The sequence below is a fragment of the Leclercia sp. G3L genome, from assembly GCF_021117075.1.
Lineage (GTDB): Bacteria > Pseudomonadota > Gammaproteobacteria > Enterobacterales > Enterobacteriaceae > Enterobacter > Enterobacter adecarboxylatus_C.
The window spans coordinates 1,085,793-1,108,139 of the sequence record NZ_CP088265.1 but is presented as its reverse complement, the minus strand read 5'-3'; the positions used below and the strand labels follow the sequence as shown (position 1 = coordinate 1,108,139).

Here is a 22,347-nt window from a genome sequence, read left to right as displayed (position 1 = left end):
GGTAAGCGGCTTTGCCGGATGGCGCTGCGCTTATCCGGCCTACAAGGATTTTACCCGTAGGCCGGATAAGGCGTTTACGCCGCCATCCGGCGCTTTCACCCATCAGGATCCAGCCATGACCACCATCGCCCTTATCGACGATCACCTTATCGTCCGTTCCGGATTTGCCCAGCTGCTGAGCCTGGAGCCCGATTTTCAGGTGGTGGCCGAGTTCGGTTCCGGTCGCGAGGCGCTGGCCGGTCTGCCGGGACGCGGGGTGCAGGTCTGTATCTGCGATATCTCGATGCCGGATCTCTCCGGGCTGGAGCTGCTGAGCCAGCTGCCGAAGGGGATGTCGACCATCATGCTCTCGGTCCACGACAGCCCGGCGCTGGTGGAACAGGCCCTGAACGCGGGCGCACGCGGGTTCCTCTCCAAGCGCTGTAGCCCGGACGAGCTGATTGCCGCCGTGCGCACCGTCGCTACCGGCGGCTGCTACCTGACGCCGGACATTGCCATCAAGCTGGCGGCCGGACGCCAGGATCCGCTCACCCGACGTGAACGCCAGGTGGCGGAAAAGCTGGCCCAGGGGATGGCAGTGAAGGAGATCGCCGTTGAGCTTGGTCTGTCGCCCAAAACCGTCCACGTTCACCGCGCCAACCTGATGGAAAAACTGGGCGTCAGCAACGACGTCGAGCTGGCTCGCCGCATGTTTGACGGCTGGTAATGAATTCCCTTTTCTCCCGGCTGGTGGCGGTGGTCGCCAGCTTCTTCATCTTCTCTGCCGCGTGGTTCTGCCTGTGGAGCATCAGCCTGCATCTGGTAGAGCGCCCGGAGCTGGCGGTATTGCTCTTTCCCTTCGGCCTGCGTCTGGGGTTGATGCTGCAATGCCCGCGCGGCTACTGGCCCGTTTTGCTCGGTGCTGAATGGCTGATGCTGGCCTGGCTGGGACAGCAAGTGGCGCTGGCGCATCTGCCCTTATTGATGACCGGAAGCGTGCTGACGCTTATTCCCGTGGCGCTGATCTCCCGCTATCGTCACCAGCGCGACTGGCGCACCCTGCTGGGTCAGGGAGCGGCGCTGATTGCCGCCGCGCTGCTACAGTCCCTGCCGTGGGCGGGCGGAAAGGAGATGCTCAACGCGCTGCTGCTGACCCTGACCGGCGGCCTGACGCTGGCCCCGACCTGTCTCGTTATCTGGCACTACCTCACCAGCACCGTCTGGCAGCCGCTCGGGCCGGCGCTGGTTTCGCAGCCGGTGAACTGGCGGGCGCGGCATCTGATTGGTTATGTGCTGCTGTTTGTGGTGAGTCTGTGGCTCCAGCTTGGCCTCCCCGCCGAGCTGTCGCGCTTTACCCCGTTCTGCCTGGCCCTGCCGATTATCGCCCTCGCCTGGCACTACGGCTGGCAGGGGGCGCTGATCGCCACCCTGATGAACGCCATTGCGCTGATTGCCAGCCAGACCTGGCACGATCACCCTGTGGATCTTCTGCTCTCCCTGCTGGCCCAGAGCCTGACTGGGCTGCTGCTCGGGGCGGGCATTCAGCGTCTGCGCGAGCTGAACCAGTCCCTGCAAACCGAGCTGGCGCGCAATCGCCGCCTTGCCGAGCGGCTGCTGGAGACCGAAGAGCACGTCCGCCGCGAAGTGGCCCGCGAACTGCACGACGATATCGGCCAGACCATCACCGCCATCCGCACCCAGGCGGGCATCGTTCAGCGCCTGGCCCCGGACAACGCCGGGGTGAAGCAGGGCGGGGCGCATATCGAGCAGCTCTCGCTAGGGGTGTATGACTCGGTGCGCCGTCTTCTGGGTCGGCTGCGCCCGCGCCAGCTGGACGATCTGTCCCTTGAGCAGGCGGTACGCTCCCTGATGCGCGAGATGGAGCTGGAGAGCCGCGGCATCGTCAGCCATCTCGACTGGGATATCGACGAAACGGCGCTGAGCGAAGGCCAGCGCGTTACCCTGTTCCGCGTCTGTCAGGAGGGGCTGAACAATATCGTTAAGCACGCCAGCGCCAGCGCGGTGACGTTGCAGGGCTGGCAGCAGGATGAGTGGCTGCGGCTGATGATCGAAGACGACGGCTGCGGTCTGCCGCCGGGCTCCGGCCAGCAGGGGTTTGGCCTGGCGGGGATGCGCGAGCGCGTGAAAGCGCTGGGCGGTACGCTGAACATCTCCTGCACCCACGGGACGCGCGTCAGCGTCAGTTTGCCGCTAAGGACTCAGCATGTTTAAAACCCCCGTCAACGCAGCCCCGATCGGCGACAAAACCGAGATCGACGCCCGCTATCGCTACTGGCGTCGCCACATCCTGATCACCATCTGGCTGGGCTACGCGCTGTTCTATTTCACTCGCAAAAGCTTCAACGCCGCCGCGCCGGAGATCCTCGCCAGCGGGGTGATGACCCGCACCGATATCGGCCTGCTGGCGACGCTGTTTTACATTACCTACGGCCTGTCGAAGTTCTTTTCCGGCATCGTCAGCGACCGTTCTAACGCCCGCTATTTTATGGGCGTCGGGCTGATCGCCACCGGGGTGGTGAACATCCTGTTTGGCTTCTCCACCTCGCTGTGGGCCTTTGCCCTGCTGTGGGCACTGAACGCCTTTTTCCAGGGCTGGGGCTCGCCGGTCTGCGCCCGCCTGCTTACCAGCTGGTATTCGCGCACCGAGCGCGGCGGCTGGTGGGCCATCTGGAACACCGCGCATAACGTTGGCGGGGCGCTGATCCCCATCGTGGTGGGCGCGGCGGCGCTGCACTACGGCTGGCGGGCAGGGATGATGATTGCGGGCGGTCTGGCGATTGTTGCCGGGCTGTTCCTCTGCTGGCGGCTGCGCGACAGGCCGCAAACCGTGGGCCTGCCTGCGGTGGGCGACTGGCGGCACGACGCGCTGGAGATCGCCCAGCAGCAGGAGGGAGCAGGGCTGACCCGCCGGGAGATCCTCACCCGGTACGTGCTGCTGAACCCCTGGATCTGGTTGCTATCGCTCTGCTACGTGCTGGTCTACGTGGTGCGGGCGGCGATCAACGACTGGGGCAATCTGTATATGTCCGAGACGCTCGGCGTCGATCTGGTCACCGCCAACTCGGCGGTATCGATGTTTGAGCTGGGCGGATTTATCGGCGCGCTGGTGGCGGGCTGGGGGTCGGACAAGCTGTTCAACGGCAACCGCGGGCCAATGAACCTGATCTTCGCCGCCGGGATTTTGCTCTCCGTCGGCTCCCTGTGGCTGATGCCCTTTGCCAGCTACGTGATGCAGGCGGCCTGCTTCTTCACCACCGGTTTCTTCGTGTTTGGCCCGCAGATGCTGATCGGCATGGCGGCGGCCGAATGTTCACACAAGGACGCGGCAGGGGCGGCGACGGGCTTTGTCGGCCTGTTTGCCTATCTTGGCGCGTCGCTCTCCGGCTGGCCGCTGGCGCGGGTGATCGACACCTGGCACTGGAGCGGATTCTTTGCGGTCATCGCCATCGCGGCGGGGATTTCCGCGCTGCTGCTGCTGCCGTTTTTGCATGCTCAGGCGCCGCGCGAGGCCAGCGAAGCGTGATGCGCCTCACCTTTTCGCCCTGAGGGACGCAAAACTAAGAAATTTTCCCGGTTCCGCCTGGACGCTGTCTCAGGCGTCACTCCCGACTGATTTTTACAATGCGATAAAAATCAGCTCGGGAGAGAGTTATTCATGCTGGCCTTCTTAAACCAGGTGCGCAAGCCGACCCTGGATCTGCCGCTCGATGTGCGGCGCAAAATGTGGTTCAAACCCTTCATGCAGTCCTATCTGGTGGTCTTTATCGGCTACCTGACCATGTACCTGATCCGCAAAAACTTTAACATCGCCCAGAACGACATGATCTCCACCTACGGGCTGAGCATGACCCAGCTGGGGATGATTGGTCTCGGCTTCTCCATCACCTACGGGGTGGGGAAAACCCTGGTTTCCTATTACGCCGACGGCAAAAACACCAAGCAGTTCCTGCCGTTTATGCTGATCCTCTCCGCCATCTGTATGCTCGGCTTCAGCGCCAGCATGGGCGCGGGCTCGGTCAGCCTGTTTATGATGATCGCCTTCTACGCCCTGAGCGGTTTCTTCCAGAGTACCGGCGGGTCGTGCAGCTACTCCACCATCACCAAATGGACCCCGCGCCGTAAGCGCGGTTCGTACCTCGGGATGTGGAACATCTCCCACAACCTCGGCGGGGCGGGTGCGGCAGGCGTGGCGCTGTTCGGCGCGAACGTCCTGTTCGACGGCCACGTCATCGGCATGTTTATCTTCCCGTCGATTATCGCCCTGATCGTCGGCTTTATCGGCCTGCGCTACGGCAGCGACTCCCCGGAATCCTATGGCCTGGGTAAAGCCGAAGAGCTGTTTGACGAAGAGATCAGCGAAGAGGACAAAGAGACCGAAGAGAACGAGATGACCAAATGGCAGATCTTTGTTGAGTACGTGCTGAAAAACAAAGTGATCTGGCTGCTCTGCTTCTCGAACATCTTCCTGTATGTGGTGCGTATCGGTATCGACCAGTGGTCGACCGTGTATGCCTTCCAGGAGCTGAAGCTTTCCAAAGAGGTGGCGATTCAGGGCTTCACCCTGTTCGAAGTGGGCGCGCTGGTCGGCACCCTGCTGTGGGGCTGGCTCTCCGATCTCGCCAACGGTCGTCGCGCGCTGGTGGCCTGCGTCGCGCTGGCGCTGATTATCGCCACCCTGGGCATTTATCAGCATGCCAGCAACCAGTACGTCTACCTGGCGTCCCTGTTTGCCCTCGGCTTCCTGGTGTTTGGTCCGCAGCTGCTGATCGGCGTGGCGGCGGTGGGCTTCGTACCGAAAAAAGCGATCGGCGCCGCCGATGGGATTAAAGGCACCTTCGCTTACCTGATCGGCGACAGCTTCGCCAAGCTGGGTCTGGGGATGATCGCCGACGGCACGCCGATCTTCGGCCTCACCGGCTGGGCGGGCACCTTTGCCGCGCTGGACGCGGCAGCCATCGGCTGTATCGTCCTTATGGCGATGGTCGCTGTGCTGGAAGAGCGCAAGATCCGCCGCGAAAAACGCGTGCAACCTTTGAAAGCAGCCTGAGTGTGCAGGTAACTTTTTGCCCGGCTTGATGCCGGGCTTTTTTACATTATCACCCCGATTACCTTACCCCGCTTTACACATCCGCTCCGCCCCATGCTCTACAGTGTTATTTCGCTGCCGCCTTTCGCGCAGCTTTAGCCCCTTTGCTAATGGAGAGCTTGCATGTTGACCCGACGATTGTCCTGCCTTGCCCTGCTGGTGGCGCTGGCCTCACCCGCGATGGCGGCCGATACCCCCACCTACGGCGAGAAGCTGGAAGGTTTTGACTACGCCTGGCCGGTGAAACACTTCATCTTTACCTCGCAAAATCAGTCTTTGGATATGGCTTATCTGGACGTGAAGCCGGAAAAAGCCAACGGCCACACCGTGGTGCTGATGCACGGTAAAAACTTCTGCGCCGGCACCTGGGACGGCACTATTCGCGCCCTTACCGCCAGTGGCTACCGCGTGGTGGCCCCGGATCAGATCGGTTTCTGTAAATCCACCAAGCCGGAACGCTATCAGTACAGCTTCCAGCAGCTGGCAGATAACACCCACGCGTTGCTGAAAACGCTCGGCGTCGATCGCGTGACGGTTATCGGACACTCGACCGGCGGCATGCTGGCCACCCGCTACGCGCTGATGTGGCCGCAGCAGGTAGAACAGCTGGTGATGGTCAATCCGATAGGTCTTGAGGACTGGAAAGCGCGCGGCGTGCCGCATATTACCGTCGACCAGTGGTATCAGCGTGAGCTGAAAACCAGCGCCGACGGCATCCGGCAGTACGAGAAAAATACCTACTACGCCGGGGAGTGGAAGCCGGAATACGAGCGCTGGGTCACCATGCTCGCCGGGCTGAACAACGGGCCGGGCAAAGAGCGTGTGGCCTGGAACTCGGCCCTGCTCTACGACATGATCTACACCCAGCCGGTGATCTATGAATTCAGCGAGCTGAAGATGCCGGTATTATTGATGATCGGCACAAAGGACAACACCGCCATCGGGAAAGATCTCGCCCCGCCGGAGGTGCGCAAGACGCTCGGTAACTACGCGGTGCTGGGCCAGGAGACGGCTAAGCGTATTCCGCACGCCACCCTGGTCGAGTTTAACGACATGGGCCACGCGCCGCAGATGCAGGATCCGCAGCGTTTCCATGAGGCGCTGCTGAAAGGGCTTCAGGCGCGCTGACTGGTCTTTAACCGCACGCCAATATTCGCCCGGGTGCCTTCCCCGGGCGGATATCTTTTTTCATGACCCCAATCCACTGTTTCTCCGTTCATTAATCCGACGTTGCCTGCTGTCGATACCCGGCATTTCCCGATATCATGCTCGGCTAACCCTAAGGAGAGTTCATGGTCTGGATAATGCTGGCTACGCTGGCCGTGGTATTTGTGGTGGGCTTTCGCGTCATGACGTCGGGACCCCGGCGCGCGATTCGTCGTCTCAGCGAGCGTCTGGGCATTACCCCGGTTCCCGTAGAATCGATGATCGACCAGTTTGGCAAAAGCGCCGGGAATGAGTTTATCCGCTATCTGGAGCGCCCGGACGAAGCGCACCTGCAGAATGCCGCCCAGGTGCTGCTGATCTGGCAGGTGTGCATTGTCGACAGCAGTGAAAACAACCTGCTGAGCTGGTATCGCCTGCTGCGCAAGGCGCGTCTCGCCGCGCCGATCACCGATGCCCAGATCCGCATGGCGCTCGGCTTTATGCGCGATATGGAGCCCGATCCGTACGAGTTTAACGCTTTTCAGCTGCGCTATAACCAGCTCTTCCTGCCGGAAGAGGGGGTCTTCTTCCTGCATTGATATTCCCTGGTAGCGCTGCGCTTACCGGGCCTACAAGACCCATAGGCCGGTGCAAGCGCAGCGCCGCCCGGCAAAAAGTGCCAAAAGTTGTCAAAACGTTAAATGGATCACATTTAAACTGTTAAACTGCGCGGCTTTCCCGCTCATTTTATCCCCAGGTGATGCCATGACAGAACAGATCCAATCCGCCCCTTCGCCCCATGCCAGGGCGGTCTCCCGCCCGAACTGGTCGGCGGTTTTTTCCGTGGCGTTTTGCGTCGCCTGCCTGATTACCGTGGAGTTTTTGCCGGTTAGCCTGCTGACGCCAATGGCGCAGGATCTGGGCATTTCTGAAGGGCTGGCGGGTCAGTCGGTCACCGTCACCGCCTTTGTCGCTATGTTTGCCAGCCTGTTCATTACCCAGGCGATTGGTACCACCGATCGCCGCAAGGTGGTGCTCCTCTTTTCTGTCCTGCTGACCCTCTCCTGCCTGCTGGTCTCCTTTGCCGATAACTTCATGCTGCTGTTGCTGGGGCGCGCCTGCCTCGGGCTGGGGCTGGGCGGATTCTGGGCGATGTCGGCCTCGCTCACTATGCGGCTGGTGCCGGCGCGTACCGTGCCGAAAGCGCTCTCTGTCATCTTCGGCGCGGTCTCCATCGCGCTGGTGATCGCCGCCCCGCTGGGCAGTTTCCTCGGGGGGATCATCGGCTGGCGTAACGTCTTTAACGGTGCCGCGGTGATGGGGCTGCTGTGCATTCTCTGGGTCTGGAAAGCGCTACCGTCGCTGCCGGGCGAAGCCGCACATCACAAGCAGAACATGTTCAGCCTGCTGAAACGCCCCGGCGTGATGGCGGGAATGATCGCCATCTTTATGTCGTTCGCCGGGCAGTTTGCCTTCTTTACCTACATTCGTCCGGTATTTATGACCATGGCCGGGTTTGACGTCGACGGCCTGACGCTGGTGCTGCTGAGCTTCGGTATCGCCAGCTTTGTCGGCACCTCGCTGTCGGCGCAGTTCCTGAAACGCTCCCTGAAAGTGGCGCTGGCAGGGGCGCCGCTGGTGCTGGCAGTCAGCGCCGCCGTGCTGATCCTGTGGGGCAGCGACAAGTGGGTGGCCTCGGCGATTGCGATTATCTGGGGCTTTGCCTTTGCGCTGATCCCGGTGGGCTGGTCGACGTGGATCACCCGCTCGCTTGCCGATCAGGCTGAAAAAGCCGGGTCGATCCAGGTGGCGGTGATCCAGCTGGCGAACACCTGCGGCGCGGCGGTGGGGGGCGTTGCGCTCGACCATCTGGGACTGACGTCACCGCTGGTCATCTCCGGCACATTAATGCTGATGACTGCGCTGCTGGTGGCGGGGAAGGTTAAAGCGCAATAAGTGTTTGGCCCTCTCCCTGAGGGAGAGGGCATCAGACTACGCGGACGTCTGAACCCGTCTTCTCGAATCCATCGAAATCAGCACCACCGACGACACAATCAACAGCGTGCCCAGCCAGTCCGGCAGGGTAAACGCCACGCCCAGTAAAATCACCGACAGCAGGGCGCTGCTCAGCGGCTCGGCGCAGCTCAGAATGCTCGCCTTCGGCCCGCCAATCATCTGCGCGCCTTTCAGATACAGGCTGAAGGTCACCGCCGTGCCGATCACCACCAGATAGAAGAACGCCAGCAGCAGGCTACCGTCGACCACGAAAGCGGTGCCGCGCCCGGCATAGAACGGCGTCAGCATTAACCCGGCCAGCAGCATACTCCAGCCGACGATCGGCAGCGTGCCGTAACGGGCAATCAGCGTGGAGGGGTAGGTGGTATAGAACGCCGCGGCGAAGGCGGAGGCGATGCCCCAGCAGAGCGCGGCCGGGGAGATAGTCAGCGAGGTCGGGTCGCCGTGGGTGACCAGTAAAAAGGTGCCGACAAGCGAGGTCATGATCGCCGCCAGCACGAAAATGCCCGGGCGCTTTTTGCGCGCCAGCGCGAACCACGCCACGATAATGGTCGGCGACAGGAATTGCAGCACGGTGGCGGTGGCGGCGTTGGATTTTTCAATCGTCACCAGGAAGGTGAGCTGAACGATCAGCGCCCCGAACAGGGAGAAGATCAGCAGGCTGATGGCGTCTTTGCGATTTTTGATGACCGAAAAAATCTTGTCGCCGTGGACGAATGAGAGCGTCAGCAGGATCACGCCGGCAAACAGCAGGCGGATCATGGTCAGATAAGGCGAGGGGATCTGACTTTTCTCCATGATGTACTGCGCGCAAACCCCTGAGCTGCCCCATAAAATGGCGGCGATCAGGACGTTCAGCATCCCTTTACGTGTGGAACCCATGCTCTCCCCTGCGATAGTGGCTTTCAAAGGCCAGCAGCATAACACGGGTCCTGCCGGGTGGCGCTACGCTTACCCGGCCTACAAAACCTTGTAGGCCCGTGCAAGCGCAGCGCCGCCGGGCGCAGTTGATTTAGAACCAGGCTTCCCACATCGCGCCGACGTTGAAGTCGTCGAGCGTTTCATCTTTCGTGTTGTTCACGCGGGCGGTGCGTTCGTTATCCACCTTGCCGCCGGTGACGTAGAAGCGCAGCATCGGACGGAATTCCGGGCCCATCGCGATGGACATGTTCTGCGACAGGGTCAGCTTCCAGCCCTTGTTATCCCCGCCGTTGTCGTAATCAACATGCTGCCAGCCCGCTTCCAGCCAGGTGGAGTGCACGTCGTTCCACCAGTGCATCGGCCGCACGATGGCGTTGTAGTTCTTGCGGTTGTCGGTGCTGTCACGGCTGTTGTCGTAGTCGTGGAAGGCCAGAATATACTCCACCTGGGTCGCCTGGGTGAACTTGTGCAGCCCTTCGAAGCTGGCGTACACCGTGGTCAGGTCCTCGGTTTTGTTGAACACGCTGTTATCCGAGTTATCAGAGTAGCGGGCGATCACCTTGTTCACGCCGCTGTCGTTGGTGTGGCTCAGGACCACGCCGCCCTGCCAGGCGTTGGTGCGCTCTTCCGTTTCGATGGCTTTCGAGTCAAAGCCGTAGTTGGCGTACAGCTCCAGGTCGATGGGGCCGAGCTTCATGCCGTGAATTTTGGAGGTGGCCGCGTAGTTGCCCTTGTCGCCGGTGCCGGAGCCGCCGGTACAGGTGATGCGCGACGGGTTGGCCTCGTCATCCATCACTTCCGGGCTACAGGATTCGACTGCCGCCACGGTCGCCACGTCAAACTGCACGCCGCCGATGTCGAAGTTCTTCACCCCGGCACCCTGGCCGTCGTGGTTCATCCAGAAGTAGTCGTTGATGCCCTGCTGCGGACGCTGGTGGAAGTCACGCCCGGCCCAGAGATAGGCGTTCGGGTTGGACGCCAGAATGTTGGTCACCCCGGCGTAGGCCTTCTTCAGGTTAACCTCGTCGCCCCAGTGGTCGATCATCACGTTGACGTCCCAGATGGCGCCGTTTTCGCCCTTGAAGGCCTTGGAGAGCTGGAACTCGCCGCCGTTGCCTTCGTTACCCAGACGGCCGATCGCCGAGGCGCCGTTATAGGAGCCGTCCACCGCGACGTATTTCTGATCGGCGGCCTGGAAGTGCGCCCCGTAGCGGGCATAGCCGGTAAATTTAATCCCGAACGGGATCGCCATATCCGGGGACTGGGCGGCGCTTTGCGGTTCGTTGATGACGTCGGCTTTTTTCGCCACCGTGGCATCCATTTTCGCCTGGCGATCGGCCAGGGCTTTATCCACCGCTCTGGCCACAATGGCGTCGATTTGCTCCTGCGTAAATTCCTGTGCGAATCCGGAAACCGGGCAAAGCGCGGCGATTACCGCCATTGTTAATGGAAGTTTTTTAATCATATTCATGGTTATCTCAATATATTTAAATTTTATTCAGACAATAACCACCCCGTTCCGGATTGACAGAATATGTCGCTATCATCAGAAAAGGTTGATTTTTATTTTTTAGGATACATAGGCTTTATACTATTATCGTAACGATATCTCCGGTGCTAATATTTAATTAATTAACGCTGATACAGGTGAATAATTTCTTCGGATAATTCACGGGCCAGCAGCGAGTTCATTAAGTGATCCTGGGCGTGTACCATAATTAACGTCATCGGCTGACGGGCTTCGCCCGCGTCCTGCTCGATAAGTTTGGTCTGCATATGGTGCGCCTGGCGCGCGTAGCCATCGGCTTCGCGCAGCAGGCTTTTCGCTTCGTCAAAGTTGCCCTGCCGCGCAGCATGCAGTGCTTCAAAGCACAGGCTGCGCGACTGACCAGCATTGACGATGATTTCCATTACGGCTTCTTCTAAGGCAATCATCATCAGTTACTCTGTTTATTTATCAAAACTGTTATTTAGAGAGGTGGCAGCAAACCACTCTCCGCTCTTTTTAATGGTGCGTTGCTGCGTTTCCAAATCGAGCTGGACAAAGCCATAACGATTTTTATAAGCATTACACCATGACCAGTTATCAATAAATGTCCACATATGGTAGCCAAGACAATTACAGCCTTCGCTAATGCCTTTATGCAGCCATTTAAGGTGTTCAGAAATAAAATCGATTCGATATTGGTCGTTAATCTGGCCGTTCTCAATAAAACGCTGCTCGTTTTCGACGCCCATACCATTTTCAGAAATAAAACAGCGTGGGTTGCCGTAATTATCGCGCAGGTTAATGAGAATATCGTAAATACCTGGCTCGTAGATTTCCCAGCCGCGATACGGGTTCATCTTGCGGCCCGGCATCTCGTAGCTATCGAAGAACCACTCCGGCATAAACGGTGCCTGCGGATTAATGGCCGTATCACGACACTTCACCCGACGCGGCTGGTAGTAGTTAATGCCCAGCAGGTCGATTTTGCCGTCGGCAATCAGGGCGCTGTCTTCCGGCAGACAGACGGGCAGCTGATCGTGCGCTTTCAGCATCGCCACCAGATCCGCCGGGTATTCGCCGCACAGCACCGGATCGAGGAAGCTGCGGTTAAACAGCAGATCGCAATGGTGCGCGGCTTTCACGTCCGCCGGATTCTGCGAGCGTGGATAGGACGGCGTCAGGTTCAGCACGATGCCAATCTCACCGGCAAAATGCCCGGCGCGGAAGGCGCGAACCGCCTGGGCATGGGCCAGCACGGTGTGATAGGCCACGGTTGCCGCGCGACGGAAATCGACCACGTTCGGGTAGTGGAAGTCGTACAGATACCCGCCCTCTACCGGCACAATCGGCTCGTTAAAGGTAAACCAGTGCATTACCCGATCACCAAAAAGCTCAAAGCAGGTTTCTGCGTAGCGGGCATAGGCCGCCACCACATCACGGTTTTCCCACCCGCCGATCTCCTGCATCGCCATCGGCATGTCGAAGTGGAACAGGGTGATAAACGGCTTGATACCCTGGGCAATCAGTTCGTCGATCACCTGATTGTAGAAAGCAACCGCTTCCTGGTTCACTTCACCGGTGCCTTCCGGGATGAGACGCGCCCAGCTTATCGAGGTGCGAAAGCTATTGTGGTTCAGCTGCTTTAACAGCTGAATGTCGGCTTTCCAGTGCTGATAAAACGTGGAGGTATTCTGCGGCCCTACCCCATTGTGAAAGCGATTCGGTTCGGTAGCGAACCAGTGATCCCAGGTGGTTAATCCCTTGCCACTGCCCTGGCTTTCCCCTTCGGTTTGCAGTGCAGAACAGGCGCTACCCCACCAGAAGTTTTCGGGAAATGCATATTTCATAAAACGTCCTCTTTGACTTAATTACCGACGGTCTCTGCTGCACCTACGGTTGCCTGCGCTTTTTGTTCTTCGGTTTTCATCAAGGAACGTTCATAAGCACGCAGGAACGGTAAATACATCACCGCCGACATGACCATACAAATGACGCACATCACCACCGGACTGAGCGCCCAGTTTGCCGCCCAGGAGGCACCAATTGGCGCCGGAGTGGTCCACGGCGTCAGCGAGACGACCTGTGCCAGCCAGCCGAGTTTGGTGGCGGTATAGGCCAGACAAGCGTTGATCATCGGAACGAACACGAAAGGAATAAAGAGCATCGGGTTCATGATGATCGGCGCACCGAACAGAATAGGTTCGTTGATATTAAAGAAGCTTGGCACCACGCCCATTTTGCCGATGGTGCGCAGGTGGGTGACGCGGCTGCGCAGCAGCAGGAAGGCCAGCGGCAGGGTCGAGCCCACACCACCAATCAGCAGGTAGTGATCCCAGAAGCCCTGCAGGTAGACGTGCGGCAGCGCAGCGCCGGCAGCCAGTGCGGCCTGGTTGGCGGAGAGGTTAGCCATCCAGAACGGGTTCATAATGCCGGTGACAATCAGCGCGCCGTGGATGCCGGCGAACCAGAAGATCTGGCACAGCAGCACGGAGAGCAGAATGGCAGGCAGGGAGTCAGAGGCGGAAACCAGCGGCTCGAGCAGGTGCATAATCGCCTGCGGGATGATCATCCCGGTTTGGGCTTCGATAAACAGGTTCAGCGGGTGCAGGGTACCAATGATCACCACCACCGGGATCAGGATCTCAAACGAGCGCGCCACGCCGGTCGGCACTTCCTTCGGCAAACGGATGGTGACTTTATGGTCCTTCAGCCAGGCGTAAACGCGGGTGGCATAGATGGAGGTGATCAGGGCGGTGAAGATCCCCTGGCCCGACAGATACTGGGTAGAGATTTTGCCGTCGGCATAAGGGGCGGCCACCAGCAGGAACGCCATAAAGGCCAGCAGGCCGGACATCACCGGGTCAAGATTGAACTGGCGGCCAAGGCTGGCGCCAATCCCTACCGAGATGAAGAAGGTCATCACGCCCATGCTGAGGTTAAACGGCAGCATCAGCTGTTCACGGTAGGTCTCGGAGAAATCGAGCCAGCCGCGGGCAAAGCTGTTGGTGGTGTCTGCGGAGAACGGCGGGAAGATAAACACCAGCATAAACGAGCCGATGATCATAAACGGCAGCGCGGCGGTAAAGCCGTCGCGGATGGCAATCACGTACTTCTGCTGGCCCAGCTTACCTGCCAGCGGCGCGATGGACTGCTCAATGACGGCAACCATAGATTGATATAACGAACTCATGAGAACACCTTCTTAGTGTGCCGCTTCGATGAGCGACAGAGCATAGTCCAGCACTTTATCGCCACGTTGCATACCGTAATCCATTGTATCGATGGACTGTACGGGTATGCCCTGGGTGGCAGCCTTGTCTGAGAGCGTTTTTAACATGTATTTGACTTGCGGTCCGAGAAGCACGACCTGATATTGCGGAAACTGTGTATCAAATTCTGAAACACCATACGCATCGATTTTGACCGGTAAACCGCGTTCGTTCGCGGCTTCGACCATTTTCCGAACCAGCAGGCTGGTGGACATCCCGGCAGAACAGCACAGCATTATCTTGAACATCGACAACCATCCTCAAAATGTAAATAGTTATTGCGGAGATGATTGGATAACATATGGAAACCGGTTTCCATTGATATAAGACAGAAGTGTGACAGCCATCAAGATCCCTTGCTTATGGGCCCTGATTATCAGATTCAGGTCACGAATTTTGGCTGCTTTTGCATCATATGGAGTGGAAACGGAAAATCGGTTTCCATGGAAAACGGAAACAGATATACTCCTGAGTGGCTATAATATGAGCCGAAGTGGAATCAGGAATTACAGGGGCCTGGAGAGACCTGTCAGGGGATAAAGATGTCTACAATCAACGATGTATCACGTCTGGCCGGGGTGTCCAAAGCCACGGTATCACGGGTGTTGAGCGGGTCGCGCGGCGTGAAGGAAGCCAGCCGCCAGGCCGTACTGAAAGCAGTGGAAGAGCTGAACTATCGGCCAAATGTGATTGCCCAGTCGCTGCTCAGCCAGTCTACCGGCTGTATCGGCGTCATTTGCGCCCAGGACAACATTAACCAGACCACCGGTTATCTGTACGCGCTGGAAAAACACCTTAGCCAGCACCAGAAGCACCTGCTGCTTCGCTTCGCCAACACCAAAGCCGAAGTCATGAGCGCGCTGGATGAGCTGTCCTGCGGGTTATGCGATGACATTCTGATTATCGGCGCCCGTTTTCCGCTGCATATCGATCAGGAGAACGTCATCCTGGTGGATTGCATGGAAACCAACAACGTCAACAGTATCCAGTATGACCATGCCTTTGCCGCGGAAACCGCGTGTAACTTCCTTGCCAGCCAGGGGCGACGCCAGATTGCCCTGATCCACCCGCACGGCAGCGGTTTTGCCGATCAGGTGCTGCTGGGCTACAAGCATGGGCTGGAAAAGAACTTCCTGCCGTTTAATCGCAACCTGGTCTTTATGGAAGCCACGTCATCCTCCGTGGCCCTGCAGGAGCTGCTTAACAACGCCACTACGGTGAATTTCAACGCCCTACTGGTGGCCGATGAGCAGGAAGCGCAGCGGGTGATCCCGCAGCTGCAGGCGTTCAACCGATCGGTACCGGGCGACATCATGGTATTCAGTCTTGCGGGCTCCCTGCACCTGCCGGGCATTCCGACCATTCCGGCGATTGAGTACTCGATGGATGCCATGGCGGCACGGATTGTCAGCTGGCTGAATGAGAAGACCCAGATGCTGGGTTCGTATGTGCTGCGCGGGGATTTAATTATTCCGGATGTGCGACGCTAAAAAAATTAAGGGGGCTGTAGGGCCCCTTAATGCGTAATCAGTAATCCTCCATGCAGTCCACCTGACTCACGGCATCCCAGTAACCTTCCTGGTTGTTTCGCTCCATCGCCACGACCGCATTTTTGACCAGCATCTGATTGGCCTCAGAGGCCATAATCATCGCCTGCCACTCTTTATCACTTTGCTTGCGTTGCGGGGCACAGGCTTTCTTCACATCCTTCAAAACCGACTGTTTCATTTGTTCTAATTTGACCGGGTCGTTCAGTTCCTGAGCATGAACGAAGGCGGCAAAAAGCAGGCAGACTACCAGGCAAAACAGGTGCGCTGACTTCATGGAAACCTCCGGAAAAACCACACACGTTTATGAAATATATCGTTACATCCGCCTTTGCGACCCAAGCCGAAAGTATTAATTTTGCCAATAGTTGCGCAGGGGTACGAATAAGCGTAGCCGCACAATTTGGCGGACAGGCAAACCCGAAAGAAAAATTTGTGACGGCAGGCGGTTGCCAGAGAACAAAGGGTGATGCTGCTCGCAAAGGCAATTTAGCGTTGATTGCACTTACATTTTTTAACGCGCGTTACGCCAGAGTTTGCTGTTTTTATCGTGGGCAGAATGTGGGATAGTCGACGTGCAACGTAACGGGAGAATGATATGCAACTGAGTATTACCGACACCATTACTGAACACGAACAGGAAGAGTTACTGCAGGGGTTGCGGGTCTACAACAGCCAGTTTATTAGTTTTTCCCGCGTGGCGAGTGATATTGCCGTGTATGCCCGCGATGAAGGCGGCAAAATGCGCGGCGGGCTGATCGGCAACCGTCAGGGCGTGTGGCTGAACATCAAATATCTGTGGGTCAGCGAGGAAATACGCGGCAGCGGGCTCGGTGGCCAGCTGATGCAGGCCGCCGAAGAGGAAGCTAAACGCCAGGGGTGCCAGCATGCGCTGGTGGATACCTTCAGTTTCCAGGCGCGTCCGTTTTATGAGAAGCAGGGCTATGAGCTGACCATGACGCTGGACGATTTTCCCTACCCGGGAATCCAGCGGCATTACCTCTCGAAGGCGCTTTAAGCGCCAATACCATGACCTATCACCGCCAGCACATGGCGCACAATACTGTCAGGCGAGAGAGTGGTTAACCTCTCGTCATTGCGCATCCGCGAGAAAGGCACCAGCACCAGGCTTAACAGAGTGGTGAACAGCAGTTCCGGGGCCAGATCGCGGTTCAGTTTTCCCTCCTGCTGCCAGCGGGCAATGGTATCCAGCGTCGCCTGATATTTCTCATCGCCAAACCGGGCCTGCAGGTGCGACCGCAGCACCGGCATTTCCCCAATCACCTCCTGCATCCACAGCGGCGCGAACCAGCGGTGCTCGACGGCCAGGTCGGCCAGCTTTTTCACCATCAGCGTCAGGGCGGTCACCGGGTCGTCCGGGTGGGTGCTGAAAAGCGTCGCGATGGCGCTGCGAAGCGGCAGAAAACGCTCCTCGATCATGGCATCAAGCAGCTGCTCCCGGGAGTTGAAATAGTAGTGCAGCATCGCCGGCGTCACGCCCGCCTCTTTGGCGATTGCGTTGAGGGAGGTGCGGGCAATCCCCTGACGCGCAAAGAGATCCAGCGCGATATCCAGCAGCTGTTCCCGGCTGGTGGCGGTGGGTTTGTTCCCGCGCGGACGCCCCGGGCGGCGGGCCTGTGGCGTGGGCTCAGAATTATCTTTATGTGCTGACATGCGCGGAGGATCCCTTGACCCGATTCATAACTTCATTAAATATTAATTACCCAATTAATTAATTTCAAGCGGTGTTTTATGGCGTCCGAATCGACAACGCAAACCAAAAACGCGCCCTCTATCCGGCTGCTGTTTAGCGCGCTCCTGCTGGTGATGCTGCTTTCGGCTCTCGATCAGACCATCGTCTCCACAGCGCTGCCCACCATCGTGGGCGAGCTGGGCGGGCTGGATAAGCTATCCTGGGTGGTGACGGCCTATATCCTGAGCTCCACCATAGTGGTGCCGCTGTACGGCAAATTTGGCGATCTCTTTGGCCGCAAAATCGTGCTGCAAATCGCCATTGTTCTTTTTCTGGTGGGCTCTGCCCTGTGCGGGCTGGCGCAGAACATGACCCAGCTGGTACTGATGCGCGCCCTGCAGGGGCTGGGCGGCGGTGGGCTGATGGTGATCAGCATGGCGGCGGTGGCGGATGTGATCCCGCCGGCGGATCGCGGCCGTTATCAGGGTCTGTTCGGCGGGGTCTTTGGTCTGGCGACGGTGATCGGCCCGCTGGTCGGCGGCTTTCTGGTGCAGCATGCCTCCTGGCGCTGGATTTTCTATATCAACCTGCCGCTGGGGGTGTTTGCCCTGCTGGTGATCGGCGCGGTCTTCCACGGCAGCGCGAAGCGCAATAAACATGAGATCGACTATCTGGGGGCAATTTACCTCAGCATGGCGCTGCTGTGCATCATCCTCTTTACCAGCGAAGGGGGCACGGTACGGGAGTGGAGCGACCCGCAGCTGTGGTGCATTCTGGCCTTTGGCCTGACGGGCATCGCCGGATTTATCTATGAGGAGCGGCTGGCGTGGGAGCCGATTATTCCACTGTCGCTCTTCCGCGATCGCAGCTTCCTGTTATGCAGCCTGATTGGCTTTATTATCGGTATGTCGCTGTTTGGCTCGGTGACTTTCCTGCCGCTCTATCTGCAGATTGTCAAAGAGGCCACCCCGACCCAGGCCGGGCTACAGCTGATCCCGCTGATGGGCGGGCTGCTGCTGACCTCCATCATCAGCGGCCGCATTATCAGCCGCACCGGAAAATACCGCCTGTTCCCGATCCTCGGCACCCTGCTGGGCGTGGTCGGCATGGCCCTGCTCACGCGGATCACCATTGATTCGCCGGTCTGGCAGCTGTACCTGTTTACCGGCGTGCTGGGGGCGGGGCTGGGTCTGGTGATGCAGGTGCTGGTGCTGGCGGTGCAGAACAGCGTGTCGGCGGATCGGTATGGGGTGGCGACCTCCGGCGTGACGCTGTTTCGCTCCATTGGCGGGGCGATTGGCGTGGCGCTGTTTGGCGCGGTCTTCACTCACGTATTGCAGTCGGGCCTGCTGGCGCGGATACCCGAGGGCACCGAACTGCCGCGGGAGATGAATCCTGTTGCGATTCACCATCTGCCTGACGCTCTTCGCCTGGACTACCTGGACGCCTTTGGCTCCGCCATTCATGCGGTATTCCTGATGGCGGCAGGAATTATGGTGCTCGCCTTTGTGCTGTCGTGGTTTTTGCGCGAGGCGCCGCTGCGCAAGCGGGAGGCGTAAGGTTAGCGGTTCCGCTCATTGTTGCGAGTCGCTTTCCGAAACTTGATGACCAGGCTTGTCTTCCTTAACGCTGCTGGCGCATGCTTTGGCCTGGTCAATAAAACAGCAGAGGTTGCGATGGAACGTAAAGCAAAACTGTTCAAAAAAGGGCGAAACCAGGCGGTGTTACTGCCTGCGGAGTTCGCGTTTGATTCGGAGAGCGTCTGGATCCGGCGGGATGAGGAGGGGAATGTTGTTTTGAGGGCTATGTCAGAGAAAGAACGGCACAGGGAGAATTTTTTGCGTTTACTGAAGCAGACGCAGGTACCTGATTCATTCCTGAGTAAGGAGGAGCGCAATCAGAGTTATACGACAAGAGATCCTCTTGAAGGGTTATAGAAAATGCTGCATATGCTGGACACTAACATAGTCAGCCACCTCGTGAAGCAACATCCCAGCGTGGTAGATCGCTATTCTCAAATAGCACCTGAAGAGATGTGCATTTCAAGCATAACGGAGGCTGAATTGCTTTATGGCGTCGCCAAAAAGCAAAGCCATAGACTGCATGAAACCATCTCGGAATTTCTTAAAACTATCACCGTTTGCGACTGGGACAGTGACGCCGCGGCAATCTACGGCAAACTACGCGCCTCAATGGAAAAGAGAGGGAAAGTGATGGGCGATCTCGATCAGTTGATCGCAGCGCACGCTCTCAGTCGGGGCACAACCATTGTGACTAACGATCGTGCCTTTGCGATGGTGCAGGAACTGACTATCGAGGACTGGACCACCGCAGCCTGAGCCCCAACGCCCGGTGGCGCTCCGCTTACCGGGCCTACGATACCTGTGCTGGCCTTTGTGCTGTGATGGTTTTTGCGCGAGGCACCGCTGCGGAAGCGGGGTGAATGAGAGTGCAGAGAGAGTCGCTTAAGATTTTTAAAAGCCATTAAGATATCTGAGGAAACAACACTCTTGAGTATTACAAAAGTAATGACTTTGAGTGTTGTCAGAAAATGACGCGCATGTCGCTCAGGTTTTTATATAGTACTAACTTCTTAAGTTACGATTCACCTCTGGCTTCGATTCTGACTTCACCGATAGTAAATATAATTTCTGCAGGAGATACTCTCATTGATTTTTCATCTGCGATAGCACGTGCTTTGGTTATTGCTCTGTCATTACCAATCACTGGGATGCCTTCACACCACGTCAATCTAAGCTGGCCTCTTTTGGGGTTATTTGATGGTGTTGTAATGCTATAGCCCTGTTCACCGTTTGGAACGACTTTTAATCGCCAGATGGATCCATCATCAGTGAAGCCAATATCAATACGGTCACCTTTTTTGAACCGTGCTCTTGACATAATATCTTCAGGGATCCTGATCGTCATATAGCGAACTATTTGGTTGTTACTGGTGCGACAAATTTGAGTAATGCTTAAATTGTTTGTTACAGGAAGCCGTCCGGCTTTACCTGCTCTGTTTTTGATTACTTCACTGACCGATATAAACTCCAGGGGTTTATGGTCTTTCATTCCAGTGTCCTTAAGCCAGTTTAATTGTTTCATACAGGATTACCTAACAGGATTTTGATGGCAAAAGATTAGTACTATAAGATTTTAAATTATTGAGTTAAATCAACTGGATTTCTATGCGCTAATGTTTTTATTACAGGAATACTATCTTTAATATCATCCCTAAATATGCGCAACTTGTAATATCATTGCTATTTATTTTTTCTCCCGTTCCTTATTAGCCTGCCTACAGGCGCTCATTGTTACTTTTTGTTTTTTTAGAGTATGTCAGGCCGCTTATAACTTATCCTTCTTACTGATGCCATTTCGTTTTTTAGCCTGCCGCTGCGTTGCCGATATAGTCGATAAAACAGTTATCAAAAGGATATGACGGGTGAAACTTCGATTAGGTGCGCTTCTTCTCGCTGGCCTGCTGCTGGCGGGCTGTGACCAAAGCGGCAGCGATGCCAAACACATTAAGGTGGGCGTAATTAACGGCGCCGAGCAGGACGTGGCGGAAGTCGCCAAAAAAGTGGCGAAAGAGAAGTTCGGCCTGGATGTCGAGCTGGTGGGCTTTAGTGGCTCGCTGCTGCCGAATGACGCCACCAACCACGGAGAGCTGGACGCCAACGTCTTCCAGCACCGCCCGTTCCTGGCGGAAGACAATAAAGCCCACGGCTACAAGCTGGTGGCCGTCGGCAACACCTTTGTGTTCCCGATGGCGGGCTATTCCCGCAAGATCAAATCGGTGGCGGAGCTGAAGGACGGCGCGACCATCGCCATCCCGAACGACCCTACAAACCTGGGCCGCGCGCTGTTGCTGCTGCAAAACGAAAAGCTGATCGCCCTGAAACCGGACGTCGGTTTGCTGCCGACGGCGCTGGATATCACCGCCAACCCGAAAAAGCTGAACATCATGGAGCTGGAAGGGGCGCAGCTGCCGCGCGTGCTGGACGATCCGAAAGTGGATGTGGCGATTATCAGCACCACCTATCTCCAGCAAACCGGACTCTCGCCGGTGCATGACAGCGTCTTTATCGAAGATAAAAACTCGCCGTACGTGAATATCGTCGTGACGCGGGAAGACAACAAAGATGCGGAAAACGTGAAGGAGTTTATTCAGTCGTATCAGTCGCCAGAAGTAGCGAAGGCAGCAGAGACGATCTTTAACGGCGGAGCAGTGCCGGGCTGGGAATAACGTTAATCGTGCCGCGACGAGACTTTTCGTCGCGGCCAGAAACAAATTGGCCCGATCCCATCGCTGATTGCCCTTTTGCCCACATCCTGTCACCAGCCCTCCGGCTATGCTTTCCGCATACAAACCGGAGAACAGACCATGAACATTACCCACATTCGCAACGCGACGCAGCTCATCACCTATGCCGGAAAACGCTTTCTGATTGACCCGCTGCTGGCACCCAAAGACGCTTACCCTGGTTTCCCCGGCACCGCCCGGGCGGAGATCCGCAACCCGACGGTAGAGCTGCCCTGCGCGGTGGAAAGCCTGCTGGATGTCGATGCGGTAATCGTCACCCATACCCACGCCGATCACTGGGATCAGCATGCCATCGAGCGGATCGCCAAGGAGATGCCGATCTTTGTGCAGCACGACGATGACGCCCGGCTGCTGCGCAGCCAGGGCTTCCACAATCTGACCGTTTTGACGGACAACACGCCGTTTGGCGAGATTCAATTGAGCAAAACCCACGGCGGTCAGCACGGCACCGACCGCGCTTACGCAGTGCCGGAGCTGGCGGAGCTGCTTGGTGAGGCGTGCGGCGTGGTGTTTCGCCATCCCGACGAAAAAACGCTGCTGATTGCAGGCGACACCATTTTGCGCCCGCAGGTCGCCGACGAACTGCAAAAGCTGCAGCCGGATGTGGTGGTCCTCAACGCCGGGTACGCGCACGTGATCGGCTTCGGGCCCATCATTATGGGTGCGGAAGATGTGCTGAATGTGCACTTTCTGCTGCCGCAGGCAAAACTTATCGCCGTCCATATGGAGGCCATCAACCACTGCCTGCTGACGCGCAGCGCACTGCGGGAATACGTCGACGCCAACCAGATAGGTGAGGCGGTCATTATTCCTCAGGACGGGGAAAGCGTTATAGTCTGAACAGTATCGGGGC

Annotated in this window: 24 protein-coding genes; 15 read left to right on the top strand and 9 right to left on the bottom strand. The window is 57.6% G+C overall.

Features of this window, described 5'->3' with window-relative positions:
- Nucleotides 1-115: 115 nt before the first annotated feature.
- From uhpA to nepI, 7 genes are all read left to right on the top strand, one after another.
- The gene (gene uhpA, locus LRS40_RS06635; protein WP_142487683.1) at nt 116-706 is read left to right on the top strand and encodes a transcriptional regulator UhpA; all 591 of its coding nucleotides are present in this window, start codon (nt 116-118) and stop codon (nt 704-706) included.
- Nucleotides 706-2,211 carry a signal transduction histidine-protein kinase/phosphatase UhpB gene (uhpB, locus tag LRS40_RS06630; RefSeq protein WP_231313370.1) on the top strand — a complete coding sequence of 502 codons (1,506 nt, stop codon included), beginning with the start codon at nt 706-708 and terminating at the stop codon, nt 2,209-2,211. Before uhpA ends, uhpB begins: the two co-directional genes overlap by 1 nt.
- Nucleotides 2,204-3,523, top strand: coding sequence for an MFS transporter (locus LRS40_RS06625; protein WP_231313369.1), 1,320 nt, complete (start codon nt 2,204-2,206; stop codon nt 3,521-3,523). Before uhpB ends, LRS40_RS06625 begins: the two co-directional genes overlap by 8 nt.
- A 132-nt stretch (nt 3,524-3,655) precedes the next feature.
- Nucleotides 3,656-5,047, top strand: a complete 1,392-nt coding sequence (gene uhpT / locus LRS40_RS06620) for a hexose-6-phosphate:phosphate antiporter (protein WP_231313368.1) — start codon at nt 3,656-3,658, stop codon at nt 5,045-5,047.
- Nucleotides 5,048-5,209: 162 nt separating this feature from the next.
- Nucleotides 5,210-6,214 (top strand): alpha/beta fold hydrolase, encoded by a 1,005-nt coding sequence (locus LRS40_RS06615; protein WP_231313367.1) that lies wholly within the window; start codon nt 5,210-5,212, stop codon nt 6,212-6,214.
- 164 nt (nt 6,215-6,378) lie between these two features.
- Nucleotides 6,379-6,831 carry a DUF1198 domain-containing protein gene (locus LRS40_RS06610; RefSeq protein WP_106995594.1) on the top strand — a complete coding sequence of 151 codons (453 nt, stop codon included), beginning with the start codon at nt 6,379-6,381 and terminating at the stop codon, nt 6,829-6,831.
- A gap of 166 nt (nt 6,832-6,997) precedes the next feature.
- Entirely contained in the window at nt 6,998-8,188 is a 1,191-nt protein-coding gene (gene nepI, locus LRS40_RS06605; protein WP_231313366.1) for a purine ribonucleoside efflux pump NepI, read from the top strand.
- A 36-nt stretch (nt 8,189-8,224) separates the two neighbouring features.
- On the opposite strand, the gene LRS40_RS06600 is transcribed toward nepI, so the two are convergent.
- From LRS40_RS06600 to LRS40_RS06575, 6 genes are all read right to left on the bottom strand, one after another.
- Nucleotides 8,225-9,130 (bottom strand): DMT family transporter, encoded by a 906-nt coding sequence (locus LRS40_RS06600; protein ID WP_142487690.1) that lies wholly within the window; start codon nt 9,128-9,130, stop codon nt 8,225-8,227.
- Nucleotides 9,131-9,260: 130 nt separating this feature from the next.
- Nucleotides 9,261-10,640 carry a carbohydrate porin gene (locus LRS40_RS06595; protein WP_231313365.1) on the bottom strand — a complete coding sequence of 460 codons (1,380 nt, stop codon included), beginning with the start codon at nt 10,638-10,640 and terminating at the stop codon, nt 9,261-9,263.
- Nucleotides 10,641-10,801: 161 nt separating this feature from the next.
- Nucleotides 10,802-11,104: a PTS lactose/cellobiose transporter subunit IIA gene (locus LRS40_RS06590; protein WP_072250852.1), complete on the bottom strand. Its 303-nt coding sequence runs from the start codon at nt 11,102-11,104 to the stop codon at nt 10,802-10,804.
- A gap of 15 nt (nt 11,105-11,119) precedes the next feature.
- Nucleotides 11,120-12,505 carry a glycoside hydrolase family 1 protein gene (locus LRS40_RS06585; protein WP_142487692.1) on the bottom strand — a complete coding sequence of 462 codons (1,386 nt, stop codon included), beginning with the start codon at nt 12,503-12,505 and terminating at the stop codon, nt 11,120-11,122.
- 17 nt (nt 12,506-12,522) lie between these two features.
- The gene (locus tag LRS40_RS06580; protein ID WP_106995599.1) at nt 12,523-13,848 is read right to left on the bottom strand and encodes a PTS sugar transporter subunit IIC; all 1,326 of its coding nucleotides are present in this window, start codon (nt 13,846-13,848) and stop codon (nt 12,523-12,525) included.
- Nucleotides 13,849-13,860: 12 nt separating this feature from the next.
- Nucleotides 13,861-14,175, bottom strand: coding sequence for a PTS sugar transporter subunit IIB (locus tag LRS40_RS06575; protein ID WP_032615638.1), 315 nt, complete (start codon nt 14,173-14,175; stop codon nt 13,861-13,863).
- 294 nt (nt 14,176-14,469) lie between these two features.
- Between LRS40_RS06575 and LRS40_RS06570 the strand changes: the two genes are divergently transcribed.
- Nucleotides 14,470-15,417, top strand: a complete 948-nt coding sequence (locus tag LRS40_RS06570; protein WP_142487693.1) for a LacI family DNA-binding transcriptional regulator — start codon at nt 14,470-14,472, stop codon at nt 15,415-15,417.
- Nucleotides 15,418-15,454: 37 nt separating this feature from the next.
- Here LRS40_RS06570 and LRS40_RS06565 read toward each other — a convergent pair whose 3' ends face one another.
- A complete protein-coding gene (locus LRS40_RS06565) occupies nt 15,455-15,751 on the bottom strand; it encodes a YicS family protein (protein ID WP_032615642.1) in 297 nt (98 codons plus the stop codon).
- A gap of 29 nt (nt 15,752-15,780) precedes the next feature.
- Between LRS40_RS06565 and LRS40_RS06560 the strand changes: the two genes are divergently transcribed.
- Nucleotides 15,781-16,044 (top strand): hypothetical protein, encoded by a 264-nt coding sequence (locus LRS40_RS06560; protein ID WP_231313364.1) that lies wholly within the window; start codon nt 15,781-15,783, stop codon nt 16,042-16,044.
- A gap of 28 nt (nt 16,045-16,072) precedes the next feature.
- Nucleotides 16,073-16,492: a GNAT family N-acetyltransferase gene (locus LRS40_RS06555; RefSeq protein ID WP_142487695.1), complete on the top strand. Its 420-nt coding sequence runs from the start codon at nt 16,073-16,075 to the stop codon at nt 16,490-16,492.
- Here the strand turns inward: LRS40_RS06555 and LRS40_RS06550 are convergent.
- Entirely contained in the window at nt 16,489-17,148 is a 660-nt protein-coding gene (locus tag LRS40_RS06550; protein WP_156262610.1) for a TetR/AcrR family transcriptional regulator, read from the bottom strand. The genes LRS40_RS06555 and LRS40_RS06550 overlap by 4 nt on opposite strands.
- Before the next feature lie 78 nt (nt 17,149-17,226).
- Between LRS40_RS06550 and LRS40_RS06545 the strand changes: the two genes are divergently transcribed.
- From LRS40_RS06545 to LRS40_RS06535, 3 genes are read left to right on the top strand one after another with little or no spacing between them, the layout of a single operon-like run.
- The gene (locus LRS40_RS06545) at nt 17,227-18,726 is read left to right on the top strand and encodes an MDR family MFS transporter (protein WP_231313363.1); all 1,500 of its coding nucleotides are present in this window, start codon (nt 17,227-17,229) and stop codon (nt 18,724-18,726) included.
- Nucleotides 18,727-18,771: 45 nt separating this feature from the next.
- Nucleotides 18,772-19,104 (top strand): antitoxin, encoded by a 333-nt coding sequence (locus LRS40_RS06540; RefSeq protein ID WP_370649941.1) that lies wholly within the window; start codon nt 18,772-18,774, stop codon nt 19,102-19,104.
- A gap of 3 nt (nt 19,105-19,107) precedes the next feature.
- The gene (locus tag LRS40_RS06535) at nt 19,108-19,506 is read left to right on the top strand and encodes a type II toxin-antitoxin system VapC family toxin (protein ID WP_197090550.1); all 399 of its coding nucleotides are present in this window, start codon (nt 19,108-19,110) and stop codon (nt 19,504-19,506) included.
- Between the two features lie 259 nt (nt 19,507-19,765).
- Here the strand turns inward: LRS40_RS06535 and LRS40_RS06530 are convergent, their stop codons facing one another.
- The gene (locus LRS40_RS06530; RefSeq protein ID WP_142487698.1) at nt 19,766-20,272 is read right to left on the bottom strand and encodes a hypothetical protein; all 507 of its coding nucleotides are present in this window, start codon (nt 20,270-20,272) and stop codon (nt 19,766-19,768) included.
- 340 nt (nt 20,273-20,612) lie between these two features.
- Between LRS40_RS06530 and nlpA the strand changes: the two genes are divergently transcribed.
- On the top strand, nt 20,613-21,416 hold the full coding sequence (nlpA, locus tag LRS40_RS06525; RefSeq protein ID WP_142487699.1) for a lipoprotein NlpA: 804 nt from the start codon (nt 20,613-20,615) through the stop codon (nt 21,414-21,416).
- 138 nt (nt 21,417-21,554) lie between these two features.
- A complete protein-coding gene (locus LRS40_RS06520; RefSeq protein ID WP_231313362.1) occupies nt 21,555-22,334 on the top strand; it encodes an MBL fold metallo-hydrolase in 780 nt (259 codons plus the stop codon).
- Nucleotides 22,335-22,347 lie beyond the last annotated feature (13 nt).

Coding starts and splice junctions, on each gene's coding strand:
- uhpA (WP_142487683.1), top strand. CDS start 116: ATGACCACCATCGCCCTTATCGACGATCACCTTATCGTCCGTTCCGGA.
- uhpB (WP_231313370.1), top strand. CDS start 706: ATGAATTCCCTTTTCTCCCGGCTGGTGGCGGTGGTCGCCAGCTTCTTC.
- LRS40_RS06625 (WP_231313369.1), top strand. CDS start 2,204: ATGTTTAAAACCCCCGTCAACGCAGCCCCGATCGGCGACAAAACCGAG.
- uhpT (WP_231313368.1), top strand. CDS start 3,656: ATGCTGGCCTTCTTAAACCAGGTGCGCAAGCCGACCCTGGATCTGCCG.
- LRS40_RS06615 (WP_231313367.1), top strand. CDS start 5,210: ATGTTGACCCGACGATTGTCCTGCCTTGCCCTGCTGGTGGCGCTGGCC.
- LRS40_RS06610 (WP_106995594.1), top strand. CDS start 6,379: ATGGTCTGGATAATGCTGGCTACGCTGGCCGTGGTATTTGTGGTGGGC.
- nepI (WP_231313366.1), top strand. CDS start 6,998: ATGACAGAACAGATCCAATCCGCCCCTTCGCCCCATGCCAGGGCGGTC.
- LRS40_RS06600 (WP_142487690.1), bottom strand. CDS start 9,130: ATGGGTTCCACACGTAAAGGGATGCTGAACGTCCTGATCGCCGCCATT.
- LRS40_RS06595 (WP_231313365.1), bottom strand. CDS start 10,640: ATGAATATGATTAAAAAACTTCCATTAACAATGGCGGTAATCGCCGCG.
- LRS40_RS06590 (WP_072250852.1), bottom strand. CDS start 11,104: ATGATTGCCTTAGAAGAAGCCGTAATGGAAATCATCGTCAATGCTGGT.
- LRS40_RS06585 (WP_142487692.1), bottom strand. CDS start 12,505: ATGAAATATGCATTTCCCGAAAACTTCTGGTGGGGTAGCGCCTGTTCT.
- LRS40_RS06580 (WP_106995599.1), bottom strand. CDS start 13,848: ATGAGTTCGTTATATCAATCTATGGTTGCCGTCATTGAGCAGTCCATC.
- LRS40_RS06575 (WP_032615638.1), bottom strand. CDS start 14,175: ATGTTCAAGATAATGCTGTGCTGTTCTGCCGGGATGTCCACCAGCCTG.
- LRS40_RS06570 (WP_142487693.1), top strand. CDS start 14,470: ATGTCTACAATCAACGATGTATCACGTCTGGCCGGGGTGTCCAAAGCC.
- LRS40_RS06565 (WP_032615642.1), bottom strand. CDS start 15,751: ATGAAGTCAGCGCACCTGTTTTGCCTGGTAGTCTGCCTGCTTTTTGCC.
- LRS40_RS06560 (WP_231313364.1), top strand. CDS start 15,781: ATGAAATATATCGTTACATCCGCCTTTGCGACCCAAGCCGAAAGTATT.
- LRS40_RS06555 (WP_142487695.1), top strand. CDS start 16,073: ATGCAACTGAGTATTACCGACACCATTACTGAACACGAACAGGAAGAG.
- LRS40_RS06550 (WP_156262610.1), bottom strand. CDS start 17,148: ATGTCAGCACATAAAGATAATTCTGAGCCCACGCCACAGGCCCGCCGC.
- LRS40_RS06545 (WP_231313363.1), top strand. CDS start 17,227: ATGGCGTCCGAATCGACAACGCAAACCAAAAACGCGCCCTCTATCCGG.
- LRS40_RS06540 (WP_370649941.1), top strand. CDS start 18,772: ATGACCAGGCTTGTCTTCCTTAACGCTGCTGGCGCATGCTTTGGCCTG.
- LRS40_RS06535 (WP_197090550.1), top strand. CDS start 19,108: ATGCTGCATATGCTGGACACTAACATAGTCAGCCACCTCGTGAAGCAA.
- LRS40_RS06530 (WP_142487698.1), bottom strand. CDS start 20,272: ATGAAACAATTAAACTGGCTTAAGGACACTGGAATGAAAGACCATAAA.
- LRS40_RS06520 (WP_231313362.1), top strand. CDS start 21,555: ATGAACATTACCCACATTCGCAACGCGACGCAGCTCATCACCTATGCC.